19 protein-coding genes are annotated in these 15,222 nt (G+C 66.7%); 16 read left to right on the top strand and 3 right to left on the bottom strand.

Features of this window, described 5'->3' with window-relative positions:
* The first annotated feature begins 111 nt into the window (after positions 1-111).
* The 4 genes from OJF58_RS23660 (at position 112) to OJF58_RS23645 (ending at position 3,319) form a co-directional block, all read left to right on the top strand.
* Entirely contained in the window at positions 112-1,071 is a 960-nt protein-coding gene (locus OJF58_RS23660; RefSeq protein WP_300780326.1) for a zincin-like metallopeptidase domain-containing protein, read from the top strand.
* Entirely contained in the window at positions 1,071-1,598 is a 528-nt protein-coding gene (locus tag OJF58_RS23655) for a hypothetical protein (protein WP_300780325.1), read from the top strand. Before OJF58_RS23660 ends, OJF58_RS23655 begins: the two co-directional genes overlap by 1 nt.
* A gap of 154 nt (positions 1,599-1,752) precedes the next feature.
* Positions 1,753-3,075: a TrbI/VirB10 family protein gene (locus tag OJF58_RS23650; protein ID WP_300780324.1), complete on the top strand. Its 1,323-nt coding sequence runs from the start codon at positions 1,753-1,755 to the stop codon at positions 3,073-3,075.
* Position 3,076: 1 nt separating this feature from the next.
* Positions 3,077-3,319, top strand: a complete 243-nt coding sequence (locus tag OJF58_RS23645) for a DUF2274 domain-containing protein (protein WP_300780323.1) — start codon at positions 3,077-3,079, stop codon at positions 3,317-3,319.
* Here OJF58_RS23645 and OJF58_RS23640 read toward each other — a convergent pair.
* A complete protein-coding gene (locus OJF58_RS23640) occupies positions 3,292-4,278 on the bottom strand; it encodes a LysR family transcriptional regulator (protein ID WP_366526795.1) in 987 nt (328 codons plus the stop codon). The genes OJF58_RS23645 and OJF58_RS23640 overlap by 28 nt on opposite strands.
* 212 nt (positions 4,279-4,490) lie before the next feature.
* The gene (locus OJF58_RS23635) at positions 4,491-4,718 is read right to left on the bottom strand and encodes a type IV toxin-antitoxin system AbiEi family antitoxin domain-containing protein (RefSeq protein ID WP_300780321.1); all 228 of its coding nucleotides are present in this window, start codon (positions 4,716-4,718) and stop codon (positions 4,491-4,493) included.
* Between the two features lie 323 nt (positions 4,719-5,041).
* On the opposite strand from OJF58_RS23635, the gene OJF58_RS23630 reads away from it, so the two are divergent.
* From OJF58_RS23630 to OJF58_RS23590, 9 genes are all read left to right on the top strand, one after another.
* Positions 5,042-5,296 carry a hypothetical protein gene (locus OJF58_RS23630; protein WP_300780319.1) on the top strand — a complete coding sequence of 85 codons (255 nt, stop codon included), beginning with the start codon at positions 5,042-5,044 and terminating at the stop codon, positions 5,294-5,296.
* Positions 5,297-5,414: 118 nt separating this feature from the next.
* Complete coding sequence (locus tag OJF58_RS23625) at positions 5,415-6,029, top strand: NUDIX domain-containing protein (RefSeq protein ID WP_300780318.1); 615 nt, start codon at positions 5,415-5,417, stop codon at positions 6,027-6,029.
* Between the two features lie 72 nt (positions 6,030-6,101).
* Positions 6,102-7,103 carry a cysteine synthase A gene (locus tag OJF58_RS23620; protein ID WP_300780317.1) on the top strand — a complete coding sequence of 334 codons (1,002 nt, stop codon included), beginning with the start codon at positions 6,102-6,104 and terminating at the stop codon, positions 7,101-7,103.
* Positions 7,104-7,110: 7 nt separating this feature from the next.
* A complete protein-coding gene (locus OJF58_RS23615) occupies positions 7,111-8,025 on the top strand; it encodes a ribokinase (RefSeq protein ID WP_300780315.1) in 915 nt (304 codons plus the stop codon).
* A gap of 9 nt (positions 8,026-8,034) precedes the next feature.
* Complete coding sequence (locus tag OJF58_RS23610; protein ID WP_300780314.1) at positions 8,035-8,736, top strand: alanyl-tRNA editing protein; 702 nt, start codon at positions 8,035-8,037, stop codon at positions 8,734-8,736.
* A gap of 11 nt (positions 8,737-8,747) precedes the next feature.
* Complete coding sequence (sseA, locus tag OJF58_RS23605; protein ID WP_300780313.1) at positions 8,748-9,605, top strand: 3-mercaptopyruvate sulfurtransferase; 858 nt, start codon at positions 8,748-8,750, stop codon at positions 9,603-9,605.
* A complete protein-coding gene (locus OJF58_RS23600) occupies positions 9,574-10,176 on the top strand; it encodes a GNAT family N-acetyltransferase (protein ID WP_300780311.1) in 603 nt (200 codons plus the stop codon). Before sseA ends, OJF58_RS23600 begins: the two co-directional genes overlap by 32 nt.
* 22 nt (positions 10,177-10,198) lie before the next feature.
* Entirely contained in the window at positions 10,199-11,392 is a 1,194-nt protein-coding gene (metC, locus tag OJF58_RS23595) for a cystathionine beta-lyase (RefSeq protein ID WP_300780310.1), read from the top strand.
* A gap of 16 nt (positions 11,393-11,408) precedes the next feature.
* The gene (locus tag OJF58_RS23590) at positions 11,409-12,536 is read left to right on the top strand and encodes an enolase C-terminal domain-like protein (protein ID WP_300780308.1); all 1,128 of its coding nucleotides are present in this window, start codon (positions 11,409-11,411) and stop codon (positions 12,534-12,536) included.
* Positions 12,537-12,539: 3 nt separating this feature from the next.
* Here OJF58_RS23590 and OJF58_RS23585 read toward each other — a convergent pair whose 3' ends face one another.
* Positions 12,540-13,025, bottom strand: a complete 486-nt coding sequence (locus OJF58_RS23585) for a Fur family transcriptional regulator (protein WP_300780307.1) — start codon at positions 13,023-13,025, stop codon at positions 12,540-12,542.
* Between the two features lie 72 nt (positions 13,026-13,097).
* Between OJF58_RS23585 and hisI the strand changes: the two genes are divergently transcribed.
* From hisI to OJF58_RS23570, 3 genes are read left to right on the top strand one after another with little or no spacing between them, the layout of a single operon-like run.
* The gene (hisI, locus tag OJF58_RS23580) at positions 13,098-13,520 is read left to right on the top strand and encodes a phosphoribosyl-AMP cyclohydrolase (protein WP_300780306.1); all 423 of its coding nucleotides are present in this window, start codon (positions 13,098-13,100) and stop codon (positions 13,518-13,520) included.
* Positions 13,521-13,522: 2 nt separating this feature from the next.
* Positions 13,523-14,005, top strand: a complete 483-nt coding sequence (locus OJF58_RS23575) for a hypothetical protein (RefSeq protein WP_300780305.1) — start codon at positions 13,523-13,525, stop codon at positions 14,003-14,005.
* Positions 14,006-14,020: 15 nt separating this feature from the next.
* The gene (locus tag OJF58_RS23570; RefSeq protein ID WP_300780303.1) at positions 14,021-15,193 is read left to right on the top strand and encodes an MFS transporter; all 1,173 of its coding nucleotides are present in this window, start codon (positions 14,021-14,023) and stop codon (positions 15,191-15,193) included.
* The last annotated feature ends 29 nt before the right edge of the window (positions 15,194-15,222 follow it).

Raw genomic sequence — 15,222 nt, 5'->3', positions numbered from 1 at the left:
TTCTGCGGGGAGACCCCGCAACGCCCCCAAAAGTGAGAGTGCCGGCCGGGTTTTCCGTGACGGGTCGAGGGCTGGAGGAGAGGCCTCCGGCGCCCGTCGCGGAGACCCGCGATGTCCAGACACGATTCACGCGCCCGTTCCGGCCCCGACCGGACGAGCCTCTATGATGAAGTCACCGGCAGGATCCTCGCCGAGCTGGAGGCCGGCCGGCTTCCCTGGGTCCAGCCCTGGGGAACAGCAGCGGCCAAGGCGCCGCTCGCCATGCCGAAGAACGCCGCGACCGGCAGGCAATATTCCGGCATCAACGTGCTGATCCTCTGGGGCGCCGTCATCCAGCACGGCTTCCCCTGCCAAACCTGGCTGACCTTCCGCCAGGCCCTCTCGCTCGGCGGCCATGTCCGCCGGGGCGAGCATGGCATCACCGTCGTCTACGCCGACCGTTTCGTTCCCGATGACGAAAAGCGGCGCGCCCGCGAGACCGGCGAGGACGCCCAGGCCATCCCCTTTCTCAAGCGATTCACGGTCTTCAACCTGGCGCAATGCGAGGGCCTGCCCGAAGACCTCGCCATTGCCGCTCCGCCGCCCGCGCCTGGCCTGGTCGAGCCAAGGGTCGAGGCGCTCATCAAGGCAAGCGGAATCGACTTCCGCATCGGCGGCGACCGCGCCTTCTATGTGCCAGCGCTCGACTATGTCATGGTCCCGCCGCCCCAGGCATTCTTCGAGCCGATCAACTGGCATCGAACGGCGCTGCATGAATGTTCCCACGCCAGTGGGGCGCCGCACCGCCTGAACCGCGACCTCTCGGGCTCCTTCGGTTCCCGGAAGTACGCCTTCGAGGAGCTGGTCGCGGAGATTTCAGCGGCATTTTGCTGTGCTGCACTCGGCATCGTGCCGACCGTGCGGCACGCCGATTACATCGCCTCATGGGCTGACGTCCTACGCGAAGACAATCGTGCCATCGTCCGCGCAGCGTCGCAGGCGAGCAAGGCTGCCGATTACCTGCTCAGCTTCATGCCCGAACATGACCAGCTCGCGGTGTCCGTCGACACCGGCGAGCGGGAGGCGGCCTGATGCGCGCGCCATCTTCATCGCGCCGGCGACGTCACCGGCAGCAAGCTGCGTCGTCCCTGGCGGCCGGTCATGCGTCCGCGCCGGCGTGCAGCTCCCCCAAACGCTGGCGGGGCAAGTACCTCTTCGACAACGCCGTTGGTTTCCTTGCCGGAGCACGCCATCTCGTCTCGGCGAGTGATCCCCATTCTCGCGAGATCTTCCTCCAACTCATCGGATGCGCTGTCGAGCTGGCGTTGAAATCCTATCTGCATTTCGCGGGATGGGATGACGATCGGTGCCGCGCTGAGGTCCGGCACGATCTGGTCAAGGCACTCGCCGCCGCGGAACGGCTCGGATTTCATCCCCGCCATCCGGACGCGCGGAAGCTGACGCGGATCTTGTCGCCCTATTATCGCTGCCATCGCACCCGTGAGCTGGCGAGGCTCGAGCCGACGCCATTGTCGTCCGAACGGGCGCTGCGGGCGGCCGACGGACTGCTGGACGATGTTTTGGCCACCGTGGCGGCCCATCTCCGTTCCGGGGGCTGACCGGATGCCGGTACTGTAGCGCGCCGGCCGCCGTGCCTTCCTTCCCCTCGGCCTTCGCTTTCGCCGCTGCGAGAGGAAGAGGGCCGAGGGGATTTCCGTGACGGGTTGGAGGCCGGGAGAGAGGCTTTCGGCCGCCCGTCGCGGAGAAATCCCGATGGCTACTGCTGTTCAGAAAATCACCCTGTCGTCCTCGCGCGACATCCCCTTCAACAAGCTGGTGCTTTCCCAGTCCAACGTGCGGCGCGTGAAGTCCGGTATCTCAATCGAGGAGTTGGCCGAGGACATCGCCCGGCGCACGCTCCTCCAGAGCCTCAACGTCCGGCCGGTCCTCGACGCCGAAGGTGCCCAGACCGGCATGTTCGAGATTCCCGCCGGGGGCCGCCGTTACCGGGCGCTCGAATTGCTGGTCAAGCAGAAGCGCCTGGCCAAGAACGCGCCCGTGCCCTGTGTCGTGCGCGATGCGGCGACCGACATCCTCGCTGAAGACGATTCGCTTGCCGAGAACGTCCAGCGGGCGCCGCTTCATCCCCTCGACCAGTTCCGCGCGTTCCAGGCGATGCGCGAGAAAGGGCGCTCCGAGGAGGACATTGCAGCAGCCTTCTTCACCTCGGCCAATGTGGTGAGGCAGCGCCTGCGGCTCGCCAGCGTCTCGCCGAAGCTGCTCGATATCTATGCCGAGGATGGCATTTCTCTTGAGCAGCTGATGGCCTTCACCGTCAGCTCCGATCATGCCCGACAGGAGCAGGTCTGGGAGACGATCTCCGGCTCCTGGTCGAAGGAGCCCACACCTGACCTGGCGAGTCTGGGCCTGGCTCCGCAGCCCGCCACGCCATCGGCCCAGGATCGGCAGCTCGCCTTCCTCAACGCCGCTGCCGATCGGCGCACCGTCGCGCCCGATCGCGTCGCCGCGCCTGCATCGCCCAACATTCTGCAGGCCGGCGCCATCATCTCTGCCGCGCTGATCACCGGCATCCGATCCGACCTTCCGGGCCAGATCACCGCGCAGGTGACGGAGAATATCTATGACAGCCCTACGGGGCGCATCCTGCTCGTACCCCAAGGCACGCGCATCATCGGCCAGTACGACAACAATGTTCAGTTCGGCCAGAGCCGCGTGCTGCTGGTCTGGAACCGCCTGATCTTCCCCAATGGCCGCTCGATCGTCCTCGAGCGCCAGCCCGGCGCTGACGCCGAGGGCTATGCCGGTCTCCAGGACGGTGTCGACTATCACTGGTGGGATCTCGCCAAGGCGGCGGGTCTTTCCACGCTGCTGAGCATCGGTGCCGAGCTTGCCACCAACGACGACGATCGGCTGATCCAGGCTATCCGCAATGGTGGTCAGGACACGATCAACGACGCCGGCCAACAGATCGTCCGCCGCCAGTTGAACGTCGCACCGACGCTGACCATCCGGCCCGGCTTTCCGGTTCGCGTCATCGTCACCCGCGACCTCGTCCTCGAGCCCTACGGAGGCTGATATGGCGAAGCTGAAGCTGGGAGCCATCGCAGACGACAAGCCGGTCAAGCTCACGATCGAGCTTCCTGCCGCCGTGCATCGGGATTTGGTCGATTATGCCGAGATCCTGGCTCGTGAAACGGGACATCAGGCAGCCGATCCGGCCAAGCTGATCGTGCCCATGGTCGAGCGTTTCATGGCGACCGATCGGGGCTTTGCGAAGGCGCGACGACAGCGTCAATCACCTGCAGGCAGCGCGGGATAGCGCTCTTGAAGCAGGCTGATGAAACCCGCCAGCGCTGGATTGTCGTTGTTGGGCTGCCAATAGGCGGCATAGCTGATCCTGCTCGGCCCGTTGCCGTCGCGCGCCTCGCGATAGACCACGCCTGTGTAGGCAGCGCCAACGCAGGCTTCGCACATCAGACTGACGCCAAAGCCCGCCCCGACCAGGCTCTTGATGTTCTCGCGGCTGACATCGTGGCTGATGACCTTGGGCCGCTCGCCCGGCGCCGCAAGCTTCGCCAGAAGGATGTCCTGGATCTCAGGACCGGGATCGTGCTGGCTGAACAGGAACGTCTCGTCCTTGAGGTCCGTCCAATAGACGATGTTGTTGGCGGTGAGCCGGTGGCCCTCTGGCAGCGCGACCATGATGCGTTCGCTCCAGAGCCCCATCACCTTCCCCTCGCCAGGAACTGGATCACCGGTAACGATGGCAACGTCGAGCCGGCCGGCGTCGACGCCGGCGAAGAGGCAAGCGCGTGCGCCCTCATATGTCCGGATCTCGACCTTGGGGAACCGCGATGCATACTCGATCAGGCTGGCCCGGAGGTTTCCCGCCGAAAGCGAGGTGTAGAATCCGACGGTGAAACGGCCGGCCTCGCCCCTACCCATTTCTTTGGCCGTCGCGGCCATGTGGTCGACGGTTTCGACCAGGTGCCGGGACGTTCGCAATATTTCAGCCCCCGCCGTGGTCAGTCGAACTCCCCCGCTGGTTCGCTCGAACAACACGACGCCCAGACGAATTTCCAATTGCGATATGCAGCGGCTCAGGGTGGATTGCTTGACCCCGAGCGCCTCCGCCGCCCGCCGGAAGCTCCCATAGTGCGCGGCGGCGACGGCATAGCGCAGGTGCCTCAACTCAATTTGCGCCTCCAGCGGCCGGAACTCCTTTGTGATTCCGGTGAACTGCAGCCGTGGCACTCCCGGAATGAATGCCCCGGCCAAGCGGCAACCGCCTCAACCAATATGGGAACTGCGCGCTGGGATTTTCATGGTTCCCGCGGGCAGCCGACTCGGATCGGCAGAACTGCTGACAGGACTGTAGTCAGCCCATGTTAAAATGCTATTGCGACGCGTTTGCATCTATTTCGTCCGAAATGGACGTATATCAACCGGAGTGCCACGCGGCTCCTGAAGGAACTTGCCGCCTGGTGCCGCTAAGCTGCTTGGCGGCCCGGACCATACAGGCCGTAGCCCACCCTTGTGAGCAGGCCTTCTTCACACATGCTGGCAAGATAGCAGCGAGGCACCCCGATGTCGGTTAGATCGCGCGTCCGCACTGTTCCGCGCTCAATTGCGAGGGCGACGGCTCGGTCCCTCAAAGATGGCTTGGGGCCACCGGCGAGGCGTAGCCTTTCCGCGCGATCCCGGTCACGCTTGCGCATCTTGGGCGGTTTTGGCGTAGTCGGGAGTAGGGAAATCGAGAACTCGTAGTTCGCGTCTTCGTCGACCCCGGGGAGCCACCTACGCTACGGCGCGCCGGCGGCACGGCGCGCCGTAGTCGTATCGGCCGCCTCACGACAGTGCCCGGAGGTCTGCACGGACACGATCCGGTCGGCGCACCGGCCAGACGCAACCTGCCAGCAGAGGTAAGTGTCAGGCGACGGCTGCGCCTTGTCCCCCGGATCGACCGTGACGGCCGCCAGCCCGCGCCGCTGAAGCGGCTTGAGATTGGCGCTGGTCAGACCGACGAGCCTCAGAGCTTCCAATGAAGCTCTACTACGCCGCGACGCTCAATCCGCGCAAGGTTTGCGCGCTTGCTTGTCATCTCCACTCGCCGGTCGAATACGTCCATGTCGACCTCGCGAAGGGCGAGCATCGCGGGCCGCAGTTCCTGGCGCCCGATCCCAACGGAAAAGTCCTCGTGCTGGAGGCCGAGAACGAAGCAATCTGGGAATCGAATGTTTCCCGCCCTCGACGCTGCTGCGTAGGGAGAGGACCGACGGCGACGGTGATGCTGTAGATGAAGAAGCTCGATATCGCGGCCCTGCAAAAGCCTACGATGGCGGGTGAGCGGTCTCGCCATCGCGGAGCACTTGGGCTATCGAGCGTCTCCCCTTCGCATCTCCGGGAGTCGCGCGATGAACCAGCCCCACCTGCCGAACGAGACTGCCGAGCTGGTCCGACAGGAGGTGGCCTTCCAGGGCTATTTCAGGGTCGTGCGGTATTTCTTCCGCCACGGTCTGCATCAGGGCGGACAGAGCAAGGTCATCAGCCGGGAGGTGTTCGAGCGCGGCCAGGCAGCCGCTGTGCTGCCCTACGATCCTGTCCGCGACGAGGTCGTGCTGATCCGCCAGTTCCGCGCCGGCGCCTATGTAGCCGGCCACCACCCGTTCACCTGGGAGGTCGTCGCCGGCATCATCGAGCAAGGCGAGACGGCCGAAGGTCTGGTCCGGCGCGAGGCCATGGAGGAGGCCGGCCTTGCGATCGTCGATCTCGTGCCCATCCAGAACGTGATGCTGACGCCGGGCGCCTGCTCGGAGTGCTGTCATATTTTTCTTGGCCGGGCCGAGACCGCGAAGGCGGGCGGCATCTTCGGCCTCGAGTCCGAAGGCGAAAATATCCTGGTCAAGGCGATGTCCTTTGCCGAGGCGCATGACCTGGTCGAGCGCGGCGAGGTGGACAACGCCGTGAGCGTGATCGCTCTGCAGTGGCTCGCCTTGCATCGCGAGGAGATGCGACGGCGCTGGCGCTGACGGTTGCCTTCGCCCCCTCTCCCTGTCTACGGTCCGGCAGGGAGCGTCAGGGCCAGAAGAGCGAGTATCACCATGGACGTCCGGTCGGGTTTCATCGAGAGCATCGGCAATACGCCGCTGATCAAGCTGCGCGCGGCGTCGGAAGCCACCGGCAGCGCGATCTACGGCAAGGCCGAGTTCCTCAATCCCGGCGGCTCGATCAAGGACCGCGCGGCGCTCGCCATCATCGAGGACGCGGAGAAGCGCGGACTGCTCAGACCCGGTGGCGTCATCGTCGAAGGCACCGCCGGCAACACCGGCATCGGCATTGCCTTGGTTGCCAATGCGCGCGGCTATCGGTCGGTGATCGTGATGCCCGAGACGCAGAGCCAGGAGAAGAAGGACATGCTGCGGCTGTGCGGCGCCGACCTGCGCCTGGTGCCGGCCGTGCCCTACTCCAATCCCGACAACTACGTCCGTTATTCCGGCCGCCTCGCCGAGGAGATGGCCGCCAGGGAGCCTGCCGGCGCGATCTGGGCCAACCAGTTCGACAACGTCGCCAATCGCGACGGCCACTATCGCACGACCGGGCCCGAGATCTGGACGCAGACCGACGGCAAGGTCGACGGCTTCACCTGCTCCGTCGGCAGCGGCGGCACGCTGGGCGGCGTCGCGCTCGCCTTGAAGGAACGCAATCGCGAGGTGAAAATCGCCGTCAGCGACCCGATGGGCTCCGCGATCTACAGCTGGTTCGCCAAGGGCGAGCTGAAATCGGAAGGCAACTCGATCACCGAAGGCATCGGCCAGGGGCGCGTGACGAAGAATCTCGAAGGCGCGCCGGTCGACCTGGCCTACCAGATCACCGACGAGGAGGCCCTGCCCGTCCTGTTCGATCTGATCGCGCACGAGGGACTGGTGCTGGGCGGCTCGACCGCCATCAACATCGTGGGCGCGATGCGGCTCGCCCGCGATCTCGGACCCGGTAAGACCATCGTCACCATCCTCGCCGACGGCGGCCAGCGCTATCAGTCCAAGCTCTTCAATCCAGCCTTCCTGCGCGAGAAAAAGCTGCCTGTGCCGCCCTGGATGAAATGAGCCGGCCATGAGCCGGGTGATCGTCTGCGGCAGCCTCAACATGGATGTCGTCCTGCAGAGCCCGCGCCGGCCACGGCCCGGCGAGACGGTGCTGGGCGCGGAGGTGAGCTTCCTGCCCGGCGGCAAGGGGCTCAACCAGGCGATCGCGGCGGCGCGGCTCGGCCTGCCGACGTCGCTGTTCGGCGCGGTCGGGGACGATCCGTTCGGCAAGCGGCTGCGCAGCTTTCTGGCCGACAACGACGTCGATACGCTCGGCCTCCATGTCGTGCCTGGGCAGGCCTCGGGACTGGCCCTGATCCAGGTGGCCGAGAGCGACAACGCCATCACCGTCGCGTCGGGCGCCAACCGCCATTTCAGCGAGACCATGGTGAGCACCGAGCCGCACGCGAGCGAAGTGTGGGTGGCGCAGTTCGAGACGCCGATCGAGGCGACCAGCATCGTCATGCGCAAGGCGCACGAGGCCGGCGCGCGCACGGTGCTCAACATGGCGCCCATCCAGCCCTACCCGGCCGCCCTGCTGAAATCGATCGATGTCGCGGTGCTGAACGAGATCGAGCTCTCGCAGGCGACCGACACGGCGATCGCGGCATCGAGTCCGATATCGGCCGTCGCTGACGCCTGCCACAGGCTGCGCGCCAAGGGTGTGCGGGCCGTGGTGGCGACACTGGGGCCGCGTGGCTCGGTCGTGGTGACGGCCGAACATGCGACCGAAATTCCCGGCGCCAGGGCCGAGGTGGTCGACACCACGGGCGCCGGCGATTGCTTCGTCGGGGCCTTCGCGGCCCGACTGGCCGCCGGCACCACGCCGATCGAAGCGGCGCGCTACGCCAATGTCGCGGCGGCCTGTTCCGTCGAGCGACTGGGTGCCGCGCCCTCCATGCCGACCGCCGAGGAAGTTGCAGCGCGTCTGGCAAGGGCCTAAATCCTGCACATGGTCGAAGAGCTTTTTCGCGAGAACGCCTACCTCAAGGAAGCCGACGCCCTCGTGACCGCGGTCGAGGAGCGCGGCGTGCGGCTCGATCGCTCGATCTTCTACCCCACCGGCGGCGGGCAGCCCGGCGATACCGGCATCCTGCACTGGGACGGCGGCGAGGCGAGGATCGTCGATGCCGTCAAGGCCGACGGCGACGATGTGCTGCACGTCCTTGCGTCGGGCACACCGCGCCCGGCGGTCGGCACAGCCGTGCATGCGGTGCTCGACTGGGATCGGCGCTATCGCCACATGCGCATGCATACCGCCCTCCATGTCATGTCCGCCGTGATCAAGGGCAACGTCACCGGCGGACAGGTGGGCGCCGACAAGAGCCGCCTCGATTTCAATCTCGAGGGCGACGTGCCGGCCAAGGAGTGGGTGACCGAGGAGATCAACAAGCTTCTCGCCGTCGACCGGCCGGTGGTCGCGCAGTGGATCACCGACGAGGAGCTCGCGGCGCGGCCGGAGCTCGTGAAAACGATGAGCGTGCGCCCGCCGACGGGCGCGGGCCGTGTGCGCCTGATGGCGATCGACGGGGTCGATCTGCAGGCCTGTGGCGGCACACATGTCGCGCGCACGGCCGAGATCGGCCGGGTGGAGTGCGTCAAGATCGAGAACAAGGGCAAGATGAACCGCCGGTTCATCATCTCCCTTCCCTGAGGAAACGCCGGATGACCTACGCAAGACCCGATGCCCTCGTCAGCACGGCGTGGCTGGCGGACCATCTCGAAGCACCCGATATCCGCATCGTCGATGGCTCATTCTACCTGCCGGCGCAAAAGCGCAACCCAAGGGCCGAGTACGAGAGCCAGCACATTCCGGGCGCGGTATTCTTCGACATCGACGAGATCGCCGACACATCGAGCTCCCTGCCGCACATGCTGCCGTCGCCGGAAAAGTTCTCGGCGCGAGTGCGCAAGCTCGGCTTGGGCGACGGCAACAAGATCGTCGTCTACGACACCACGCCCATGACCGGTGCCGCGCGGGTCTGGTGGATGTTCCGCGCCATGGGGCACAAGGACGTGGCCATCCTCGACGGCGGCCTGCCCAAGTGGATGGCGGAGGGACGCCCCGTCACGGACGATCCGCCGCTGCCGCGCAATCGCCACTTCACGGCGCGGCTCGACAACACGCTGGTGCGCTCGCTCGAGGATGTGAAAGAGCTGATCGAGACCAAGCGCGAGCAGATCGTCGATGCCCGCGCGGCCGCACGCTTCCGCGGCGAGGCACCCGAGCCGCGCGCAGGCCTGCGTGGCGGCCACATGCCCGGCGCGCTCAATCTCCCCTACAGCGATTTGATCGACCCCAAGGCCGGCACGATGCTTCCGGGCGAGCAGATCGCCGCCCGCATCGCCGCATCGGGCGTCGATCCGGCCAGAAAGGTGACGGCGAGCTGCGGTTCCGGCGTCACGGCCTGCGTCGTGGCGCTCGGCCTCTATCTGATCGGTGCGCCGCATGCAGCAGTCTACGACGGCTCCTGGACCGAATGGGGCGGACGTGACGACACGCCGATCGTCACTGGCGCCTGAGATCTTCACCCACCAGCCGCCGCCGCGCGCCGACGGCCGGCTTCCGGTCACGATCACCCATCTCGAGCTCGCGCTCGGAGACTGGACGGAGCGTGCCGAGTCTCCGGGCGTGGCGATTGTGATCACGCGCGAGACGGCGCCGGGCGTTGCGCTCTATCGCGCGCTTTACGATCGCGTGGGCCGGCCGTGGCTGTGGTACGAGCGGCGGCTCCTTTCAGACGAGGCGCTTGGCACGCTGCTTGCCGAGCCCGGCCATGAGCTTCACATCGCGCGGGACGACGGTGGCGACCTGGTCGGCTATTTCGAGCTGGACGGCGACGAGATCGTGTTCTTCGGCCTCGCCCCCTGCCATATTGGCCGCCGCATCGGGCCCTGGTTGCTCGATCGCGCCATCGAGCGCGGTTTTGCCCGCGGTTCGCAGCGCCTGATCCTCAATACGAATACGGTCGACCATCCGCGGGCGCTGACCACCTACTTGAAGGCAGGGTTTCGCATCACGCGGCGCGAAACGAAGGAATTGCAGGATCCGCGCGTGCTCTGGCCAGAGCTCTATCGCTGGCCGCCGGCTTGAGCCCTGTGCCATAGTGACTTTCATGACCGCTAAGAAAACTTATACCAGGCCCGATACCGTCTTGGCCGTCGCCGGCCGCGATCCCGAGAGCAACTTCGGCATCGTCAATCCGCCCGTGTACCACGCCTCGACCATCCTCCAGCCGACCATGGAGAAGTTCGAGAACCGCATCCCGTTCGAAGGCTTCGGCTACGGCCGCAACGGCACGCCGACGCAGAAGGCGCTGGAGGATGCCGTGGCGGCCATCGAGGGCGCACACCGGTCGATCGCCGTGCAGTCGGGCCTCGCCGCCGTCACCGGCGCAATGGTGGGCTTCCTGAAGGCCGGCGACCATTTGCTGCTCACCGACAATGCCTATGGACCGGCGCGGCGCTTTGCCAATACCACGCTCCAGGGCTTCGGCGTCGAGACGACCTTCTTCGACCCGATGATCGGGGCGGGCATCGAGAAGCTGATCAGGCCCAACACCAAGGTCGTCTACCTCGAGGCGCCGGGCTCGCAGACCTTCGAGGTGCAGGACGTGGACGCCATCGCCGCGGTCGCCAAGAAGCACGGTGCGGCCGTCCTGATCGACAACACCTGGGCGACGCCGCTCTACTTCAAGCCGTTCGATCACGGCTGCGACATCTCCATCCATGCCGGGACCAAGTACATCGTCGGCCATTCGGATGCGATGATGGGCATCATTTCATGCGCCACGCGCCAGACGTTCGAGACCGCGAAGACGGCGTGCCAGAATTTCGGCTTCCATGCCGCGCCAGACGATTGCTACCTGGCGCTGCGCGGGCTGCGCACCATGGCGGTGCGCCTGCGTCATCACGAGAAGAGCGGCATCCACATCGCCCGGTGGCTGAAGGACCGGCCCGAGGTCGACAAGGTGCTGCATCCCGCACTGCCCGACTGTCCCGGCCACGACAACTGGAAGAAGATGTTCAAGGGAGCATCGGGCCTGTTCTCCTTTACCTTGCGCGACGGCTACAGCCGCGCGGCACTCGCCGCGATGCTCGACGGCATGGACATCTTCGGGATGGGCGCGAGCTGGGGCGGCTACGAGAGCCTGATGATCCCGGCGCACCCCGATCACTATCGCACCGCCGTGCCGTGGCCCACGGGCAAGCATCTGCTGCGGGTGCATATCGGGCTGGAGGATGTCGAGGATCTGAAGGCCGATCTTGCCGAGGGCTTCGACCGCCTGAACCGGGCGCACAACGCCTGAGCTTCGGACGGGCGCCATGCGCGTCGTCGATATCCGAGAGCGCACGGTCGACATATCGCGCTACGCCGATCCGTCCATTCCGCCGGGCGGGCTCACCACCAGCATCGTGGCGCTCACCACCGATGTCGTGCGCAACGGACGGTCGGTGGTGGGCTTCGGCTTTTCGTCGGTCGGCCGGTTCGGCCAGGGCGGGCTGATCCGCGAACGCTTCGCGCCCCGCCTGATTGCCGCCGGTGCCGTCGATCCGCTCGAAGCATGGGCGGCGATGATGAAAGGCGAGAAGCCGGGCGGCCATGGCGAGCGCTGCGTCGCCGTCGGCACGATCGACATGGCGTTGTGGGACGCGGCGGCGAAGATTGCCGACCTCCCCCTGCACGCCTTCCTGCGTCGACGCCTGGGCGACCGCGGCAGTCCTTCGGCCGTTCCCGTCTATGCGAGCGGAGGCTATCGCTATCCCGAGGACGACCTCAGCCGCCTGAAGGACGAACTGCGGCGCTTCCGCGACAGCGGCTACCGACGGGCCAAGATCAAGATCGGTGCGGCACCGCTTGCACGCGATCTCGCCCGCGTCGCCGCGGCGGCGGAAATCTTTCCCGCGCCGCAGTCGCTCGCCGTCGATGCGATGAACAGCTATCAGTCGAACGCCGCGATTGCCGCAGCGGAAGCGCTCCGGCCTTGCGGGCTCATGTGGCTCGAGGATGTCTGCGACCCGCTCGACTTCGACGCCCAGTCGGCGGTAACGGCAGTCTATGACGGTCCGGTCGCCGCCGGCGAGGCGCTTTTCTCAGCGGCCGAGGCGAAGCTGCTGGATCGTCACGGCGGCCTGCGCCGCGACCGCGACATCCTGCTGTTCGATCCTGTCCATTGCTACGGCTTGCCGGGATATCTCCAGATCGTCGAGACGATGGAGGGGCGTGGCTGGCGGCGGTCGGCCTTCTGGCCGCACGGCGGCCATCTCTTCGGCCTGCACGTCGCGAGCGCGCTCGGCCTCGGCGGGACCGAGGTCAATCCGTCGAGCTTCCCGCCGTTCGGCGGCCTCATCGACGGAGCGGTCCTGTCAGAAGGCAACGCCACGCCGTCCGACTTGCCTGGCGTCGGTTTCGAGGGCATCGGGGCACTCGACCGCCTTTTCCGCGGTTTGTGAAGCTCAGGCCGATCGACGGCATTCGGCGCAGGTGCCGGTCACCTCGAGCGTCATGTCGCGGGCGAGGAAGCCGCGCCGGCCGGCGCTGGCCGCGATCGTGTCGGCAACGCCGTCGCTCTGCAGTTCCTCCGCATTGCCGCACTCGCCGCAGATCAGGAAGAAGCCGCGATGGGCCTCGCCGGGATGGCTGCAGCCGATGAAGGCGTTCATGCGCTCGATGCGATGGATCAGCCCATGCTCGATCAGGAAGTCGAGGGCGCGATAGACTGTCGGTGGCGCCGAACCCAGCTCCTCGTTGCGCAGTTCGTCGAGCAACGCATAGGCGCCGACCGGCTTGTGGCTCGACCAGACGAGCTCGAGGACGCGCCGACGCAGCGGCGTGAACCGCAGCCCTTTGGCGTCGCACACCTTCTCCGCCGCGGCGACGGCATCCTCGATGCAGTGGCTGTGGTCGTGGCTGTGCGAGGGGGCTTTGGCCGGCTTCTTCAACGCGATCCCGATTTGCCAAGCGAGAAAGGCGCGATTATACGCCCCGTTCCGCTTCGAGGCCAAGGTACGCTCATGTCCACCGCCGCCCCTGTAACCTACCCGACGGCCGCCATCGACAAGATGATGGCCGCGATCCAGTTCGACGATCGGGGCCTCGTCGCCGCCATCGCCCAGCAGCACGGCACGGGCGAGGTGCTGATGATGGCCTGGATGGACCGTCATGCGGTCGAGGAGACGATGCGCACCGGCCGCGTCTGCTACTGGTCGCGCTCGCGCCGGGCACCGTGGCGCAAGGGCGAGACATCCGGGCACATCCAGCGATTGGTCGACCTGCGGGTGGATTGCGACGGCGACACGTTGCTGGTCGAGGTCGAGCAGACCGGCGTCGCTTGCCATACCGGACGCCACAACTGCTTCTTCCGCGCGATCCGCAATGGCGAGTTGGAAGTCATTGCGCCGGTGGAAGTGGATATGACCACCGCCGAAAAGGAGTGAGCTTGAGAGAGTATCGTGTCTCGCGGCGCACATTGCTTGGCGCTGCGCTGGTCCTTCCGCTCGGCGCCTGCTCGAACAGCGGTCCCTTCGGCCACAAGCCCTTCACGCTCTCGGAACGCGGCGACCGCATGGTGCGCTGGCTGTACTTCTACGGCCACGAGGTGATGATGGCGCCGGAGGCGCTCGCGGTGATGGGCCTGTACAACGGCGGCCGCGACATTCCGGTGAAGCAGATGGCCAAGAACGGGAGCGACGGGCGCTACGTCATCAGCCTGGTCAATATCCGCAAGATCCACGAGTTCGTGATGCACCGGCGGCAGGGCGACGTGCTCATTTTCCATCATTGCGACACCGCCTTCCGGCGCGAAAGCTCGGTACGCTACCCGCGCAACGGCAAGCCGACGCTCATCCTGGACACCGCCTTCGCCGAGAACGACTTCCACCAGCAGGCGGCCTTTTGGTTCGCCGAGATGCCGGGCCGGTAGTATTGTGGCGGCGAGATGACGGTCGCCGCCGAGACTCCCCTCTCTCCTCGCAAGACGCTGACCGTGTGCGGCGGCGCGCACGCCCTGCACGACGGCTTCACCGACCTTCTGAACGTGCTCTATCCGCTGCTGCAGGCGCAGTTCGGCTTGAGCTATGCGGCGGTCGGCGGATTGAAGGCGGTCTATTCGGGCGCCATGGCGACCGGCCAGATCCCGTCGGGCTGGTTGGCCGGCCGTCTCGGCAACGTGACCGTGCTCGCCTTCGGCACGGCACTGGTGGCGCTGGGCTATGGGCTCGCCGGCCTCACCGGGTCGCTCTACGGCATTGTCGCCGGCCTCCTGCTGGCGGGCCTCGGAGGAGCCACCCAGCATCCCATCGCTTCGACGCTGGTCTCCGCCGCCTTTCCCGGTCTTCGCTCGCGCGGCGCGCTCGGCACCTACAACTTCACCGGCGACGTGGGCAAGGTCGCGCTGCCGGCGCTGTTCGCGCTGGTCGCGGCCTCGTTCGGCTGGCGCGATGCCCTGCTGCTGACGGCGGCGATCGCAGTGGCCGGCGCAGGGGTCATCCTGGCGACGCTGCCGGCGCGCAGTGGCGCCGCGGCAGGCGACACAACGCGCCAGGCGGCCGGGCGGGACCGTCCGTGGGCGTTCTGGCTGCTGTTTTTCATCCATATCGTCGACAGTTCGGTACGCAGTGGCTTTCTGATCTTCCTGCCCTTCCTGTTGCGCGGCAAAGGCGCCGATCTGCCGACCATCGGTCTCGGCCTGTCGCTGCTGTTCGCCGGTGGCGCCGCGGGCAAGCTCGTGATGGGTTGGGTCGGCGCGCGGCTCGGCGTCGTGCCGTCGGTCGTGCTGACGGAGGCGGCGACGACCGCGCTCATCGTGGCCATTCTGCCCCTGTCGCTTGCGACCTCCCTTGCGTTGCTCCCGCTGCTCGGGCTGATGCTGAACGGCACGTCATCGGTGCTCTACGGCACCGTGCCCGAATTCGTCGCCGCCGAGCGCCGCACCCATGCCTTCGCCGTATTCTACACCGGCGGCTCGATCGCCGGCGCCAGCAGCCCCTTCCTGTTCGGCCTGCTGGGCGACGCGATCGGCCTTGGCCCGGCCATTGCCTGCGTCGGCGGCCTGGCGCTGATCACGGTTCCGCTCGTGGTGGCGCTGCGCCCGGCCTTCCGATCCGGCTGAAGAAACTGCGGGCGTCGGGCTCGTCTCAT

Origin of the sequence: Enhydrobacter sp., from assembly GCF_030246845.1 — a bacterium.
Lineage (GTDB): Bacteria > Pseudomonadota > Alphaproteobacteria > Reyranellales > Reyranellaceae > Reyranella.
Note: the sequence above shows the minus strand (reverse complement) of the source record. Positions and strands in the feature narration are given on the sequence as shown.

Bases quoted from the DNA above. Each gene is read 5' to 3' on its own strand.
- OJF58_RS23660 (WP_300780326.1), top strand. From the start codon at position 112: ATGTCCAGACACGATTCACGCGCCCGTTCCGGCCCCGACCGGACGAGC.
- OJF58_RS23655 (WP_300780325.1), top strand. From the start codon at position 1,071: ATGCGCGCGCCATCTTCATCGCGCCGGCGACGTCACCGGCAGCAAGCT.
- OJF58_RS23650 (WP_300780324.1), top strand. From the start codon at position 1,753: ATGGCTACTGCTGTTCAGAAAATCACCCTGTCGTCCTCGCGCGACATC.
- OJF58_RS23645 (WP_300780323.1), top strand. From the start codon at position 3,077: ATGGCGAAGCTGAAGCTGGGAGCCATCGCAGACGACAAGCCGGTCAAG.
- OJF58_RS23635 (WP_300780321.1), bottom strand. From the start codon at position 4,718: ATGCGCAAGCGTGACCGGGATCGCGCGGAAAGGCTACGCCTCGCCGGT.
- OJF58_RS23630 (WP_300780319.1), top strand. From the start codon at position 5,042: ATGAAGCTCTACTACGCCGCGACGCTCAATCCGCGCAAGGTTTGCGCG.
- OJF58_RS23625 (WP_300780318.1), top strand. From the start codon at position 5,415: ATGAACCAGCCCCACCTGCCGAACGAGACTGCCGAGCTGGTCCGACAG.
- OJF58_RS23620 (WP_300780317.1), top strand. From the start codon at position 6,102: ATGGACGTCCGGTCGGGTTTCATCGAGAGCATCGGCAATACGCCGCTG.
- OJF58_RS23615 (WP_300780315.1), top strand. From the start codon at position 7,111: ATGAGCCGGGTGATCGTCTGCGGCAGCCTCAACATGGATGTCGTCCTG.
- OJF58_RS23610 (WP_300780314.1), top strand. From the start codon at position 8,035: ATGGTCGAAGAGCTTTTTCGCGAGAACGCCTACCTCAAGGAAGCCGAC.
- sseA (WP_300780313.1), top strand. From the start codon at position 8,748: ATGACCTACGCAAGACCCGATGCCCTCGTCAGCACGGCGTGGCTGGCG.
- metC (WP_300780310.1), top strand. From the start codon at position 10,199: ATGACCGCTAAGAAAACTTATACCAGGCCCGATACCGTCTTGGCCGTC.
- OJF58_RS23590 (WP_300780308.1), top strand. From the start codon at position 11,409: ATGCGCGTCGTCGATATCCGAGAGCGCACGGTCGACATATCGCGCTAC.
- hisI (WP_300780306.1), top strand. From the start codon at position 13,098: ATGTCCACCGCCGCCCCTGTAACCTACCCGACGGCCGCCATCGACAAG.
- OJF58_RS23570 (WP_300780303.1), top strand. From the start codon at position 14,021: ATGACGGTCGCCGCCGAGACTCCCCTCTCTCCTCGCAAGACGCTGACC.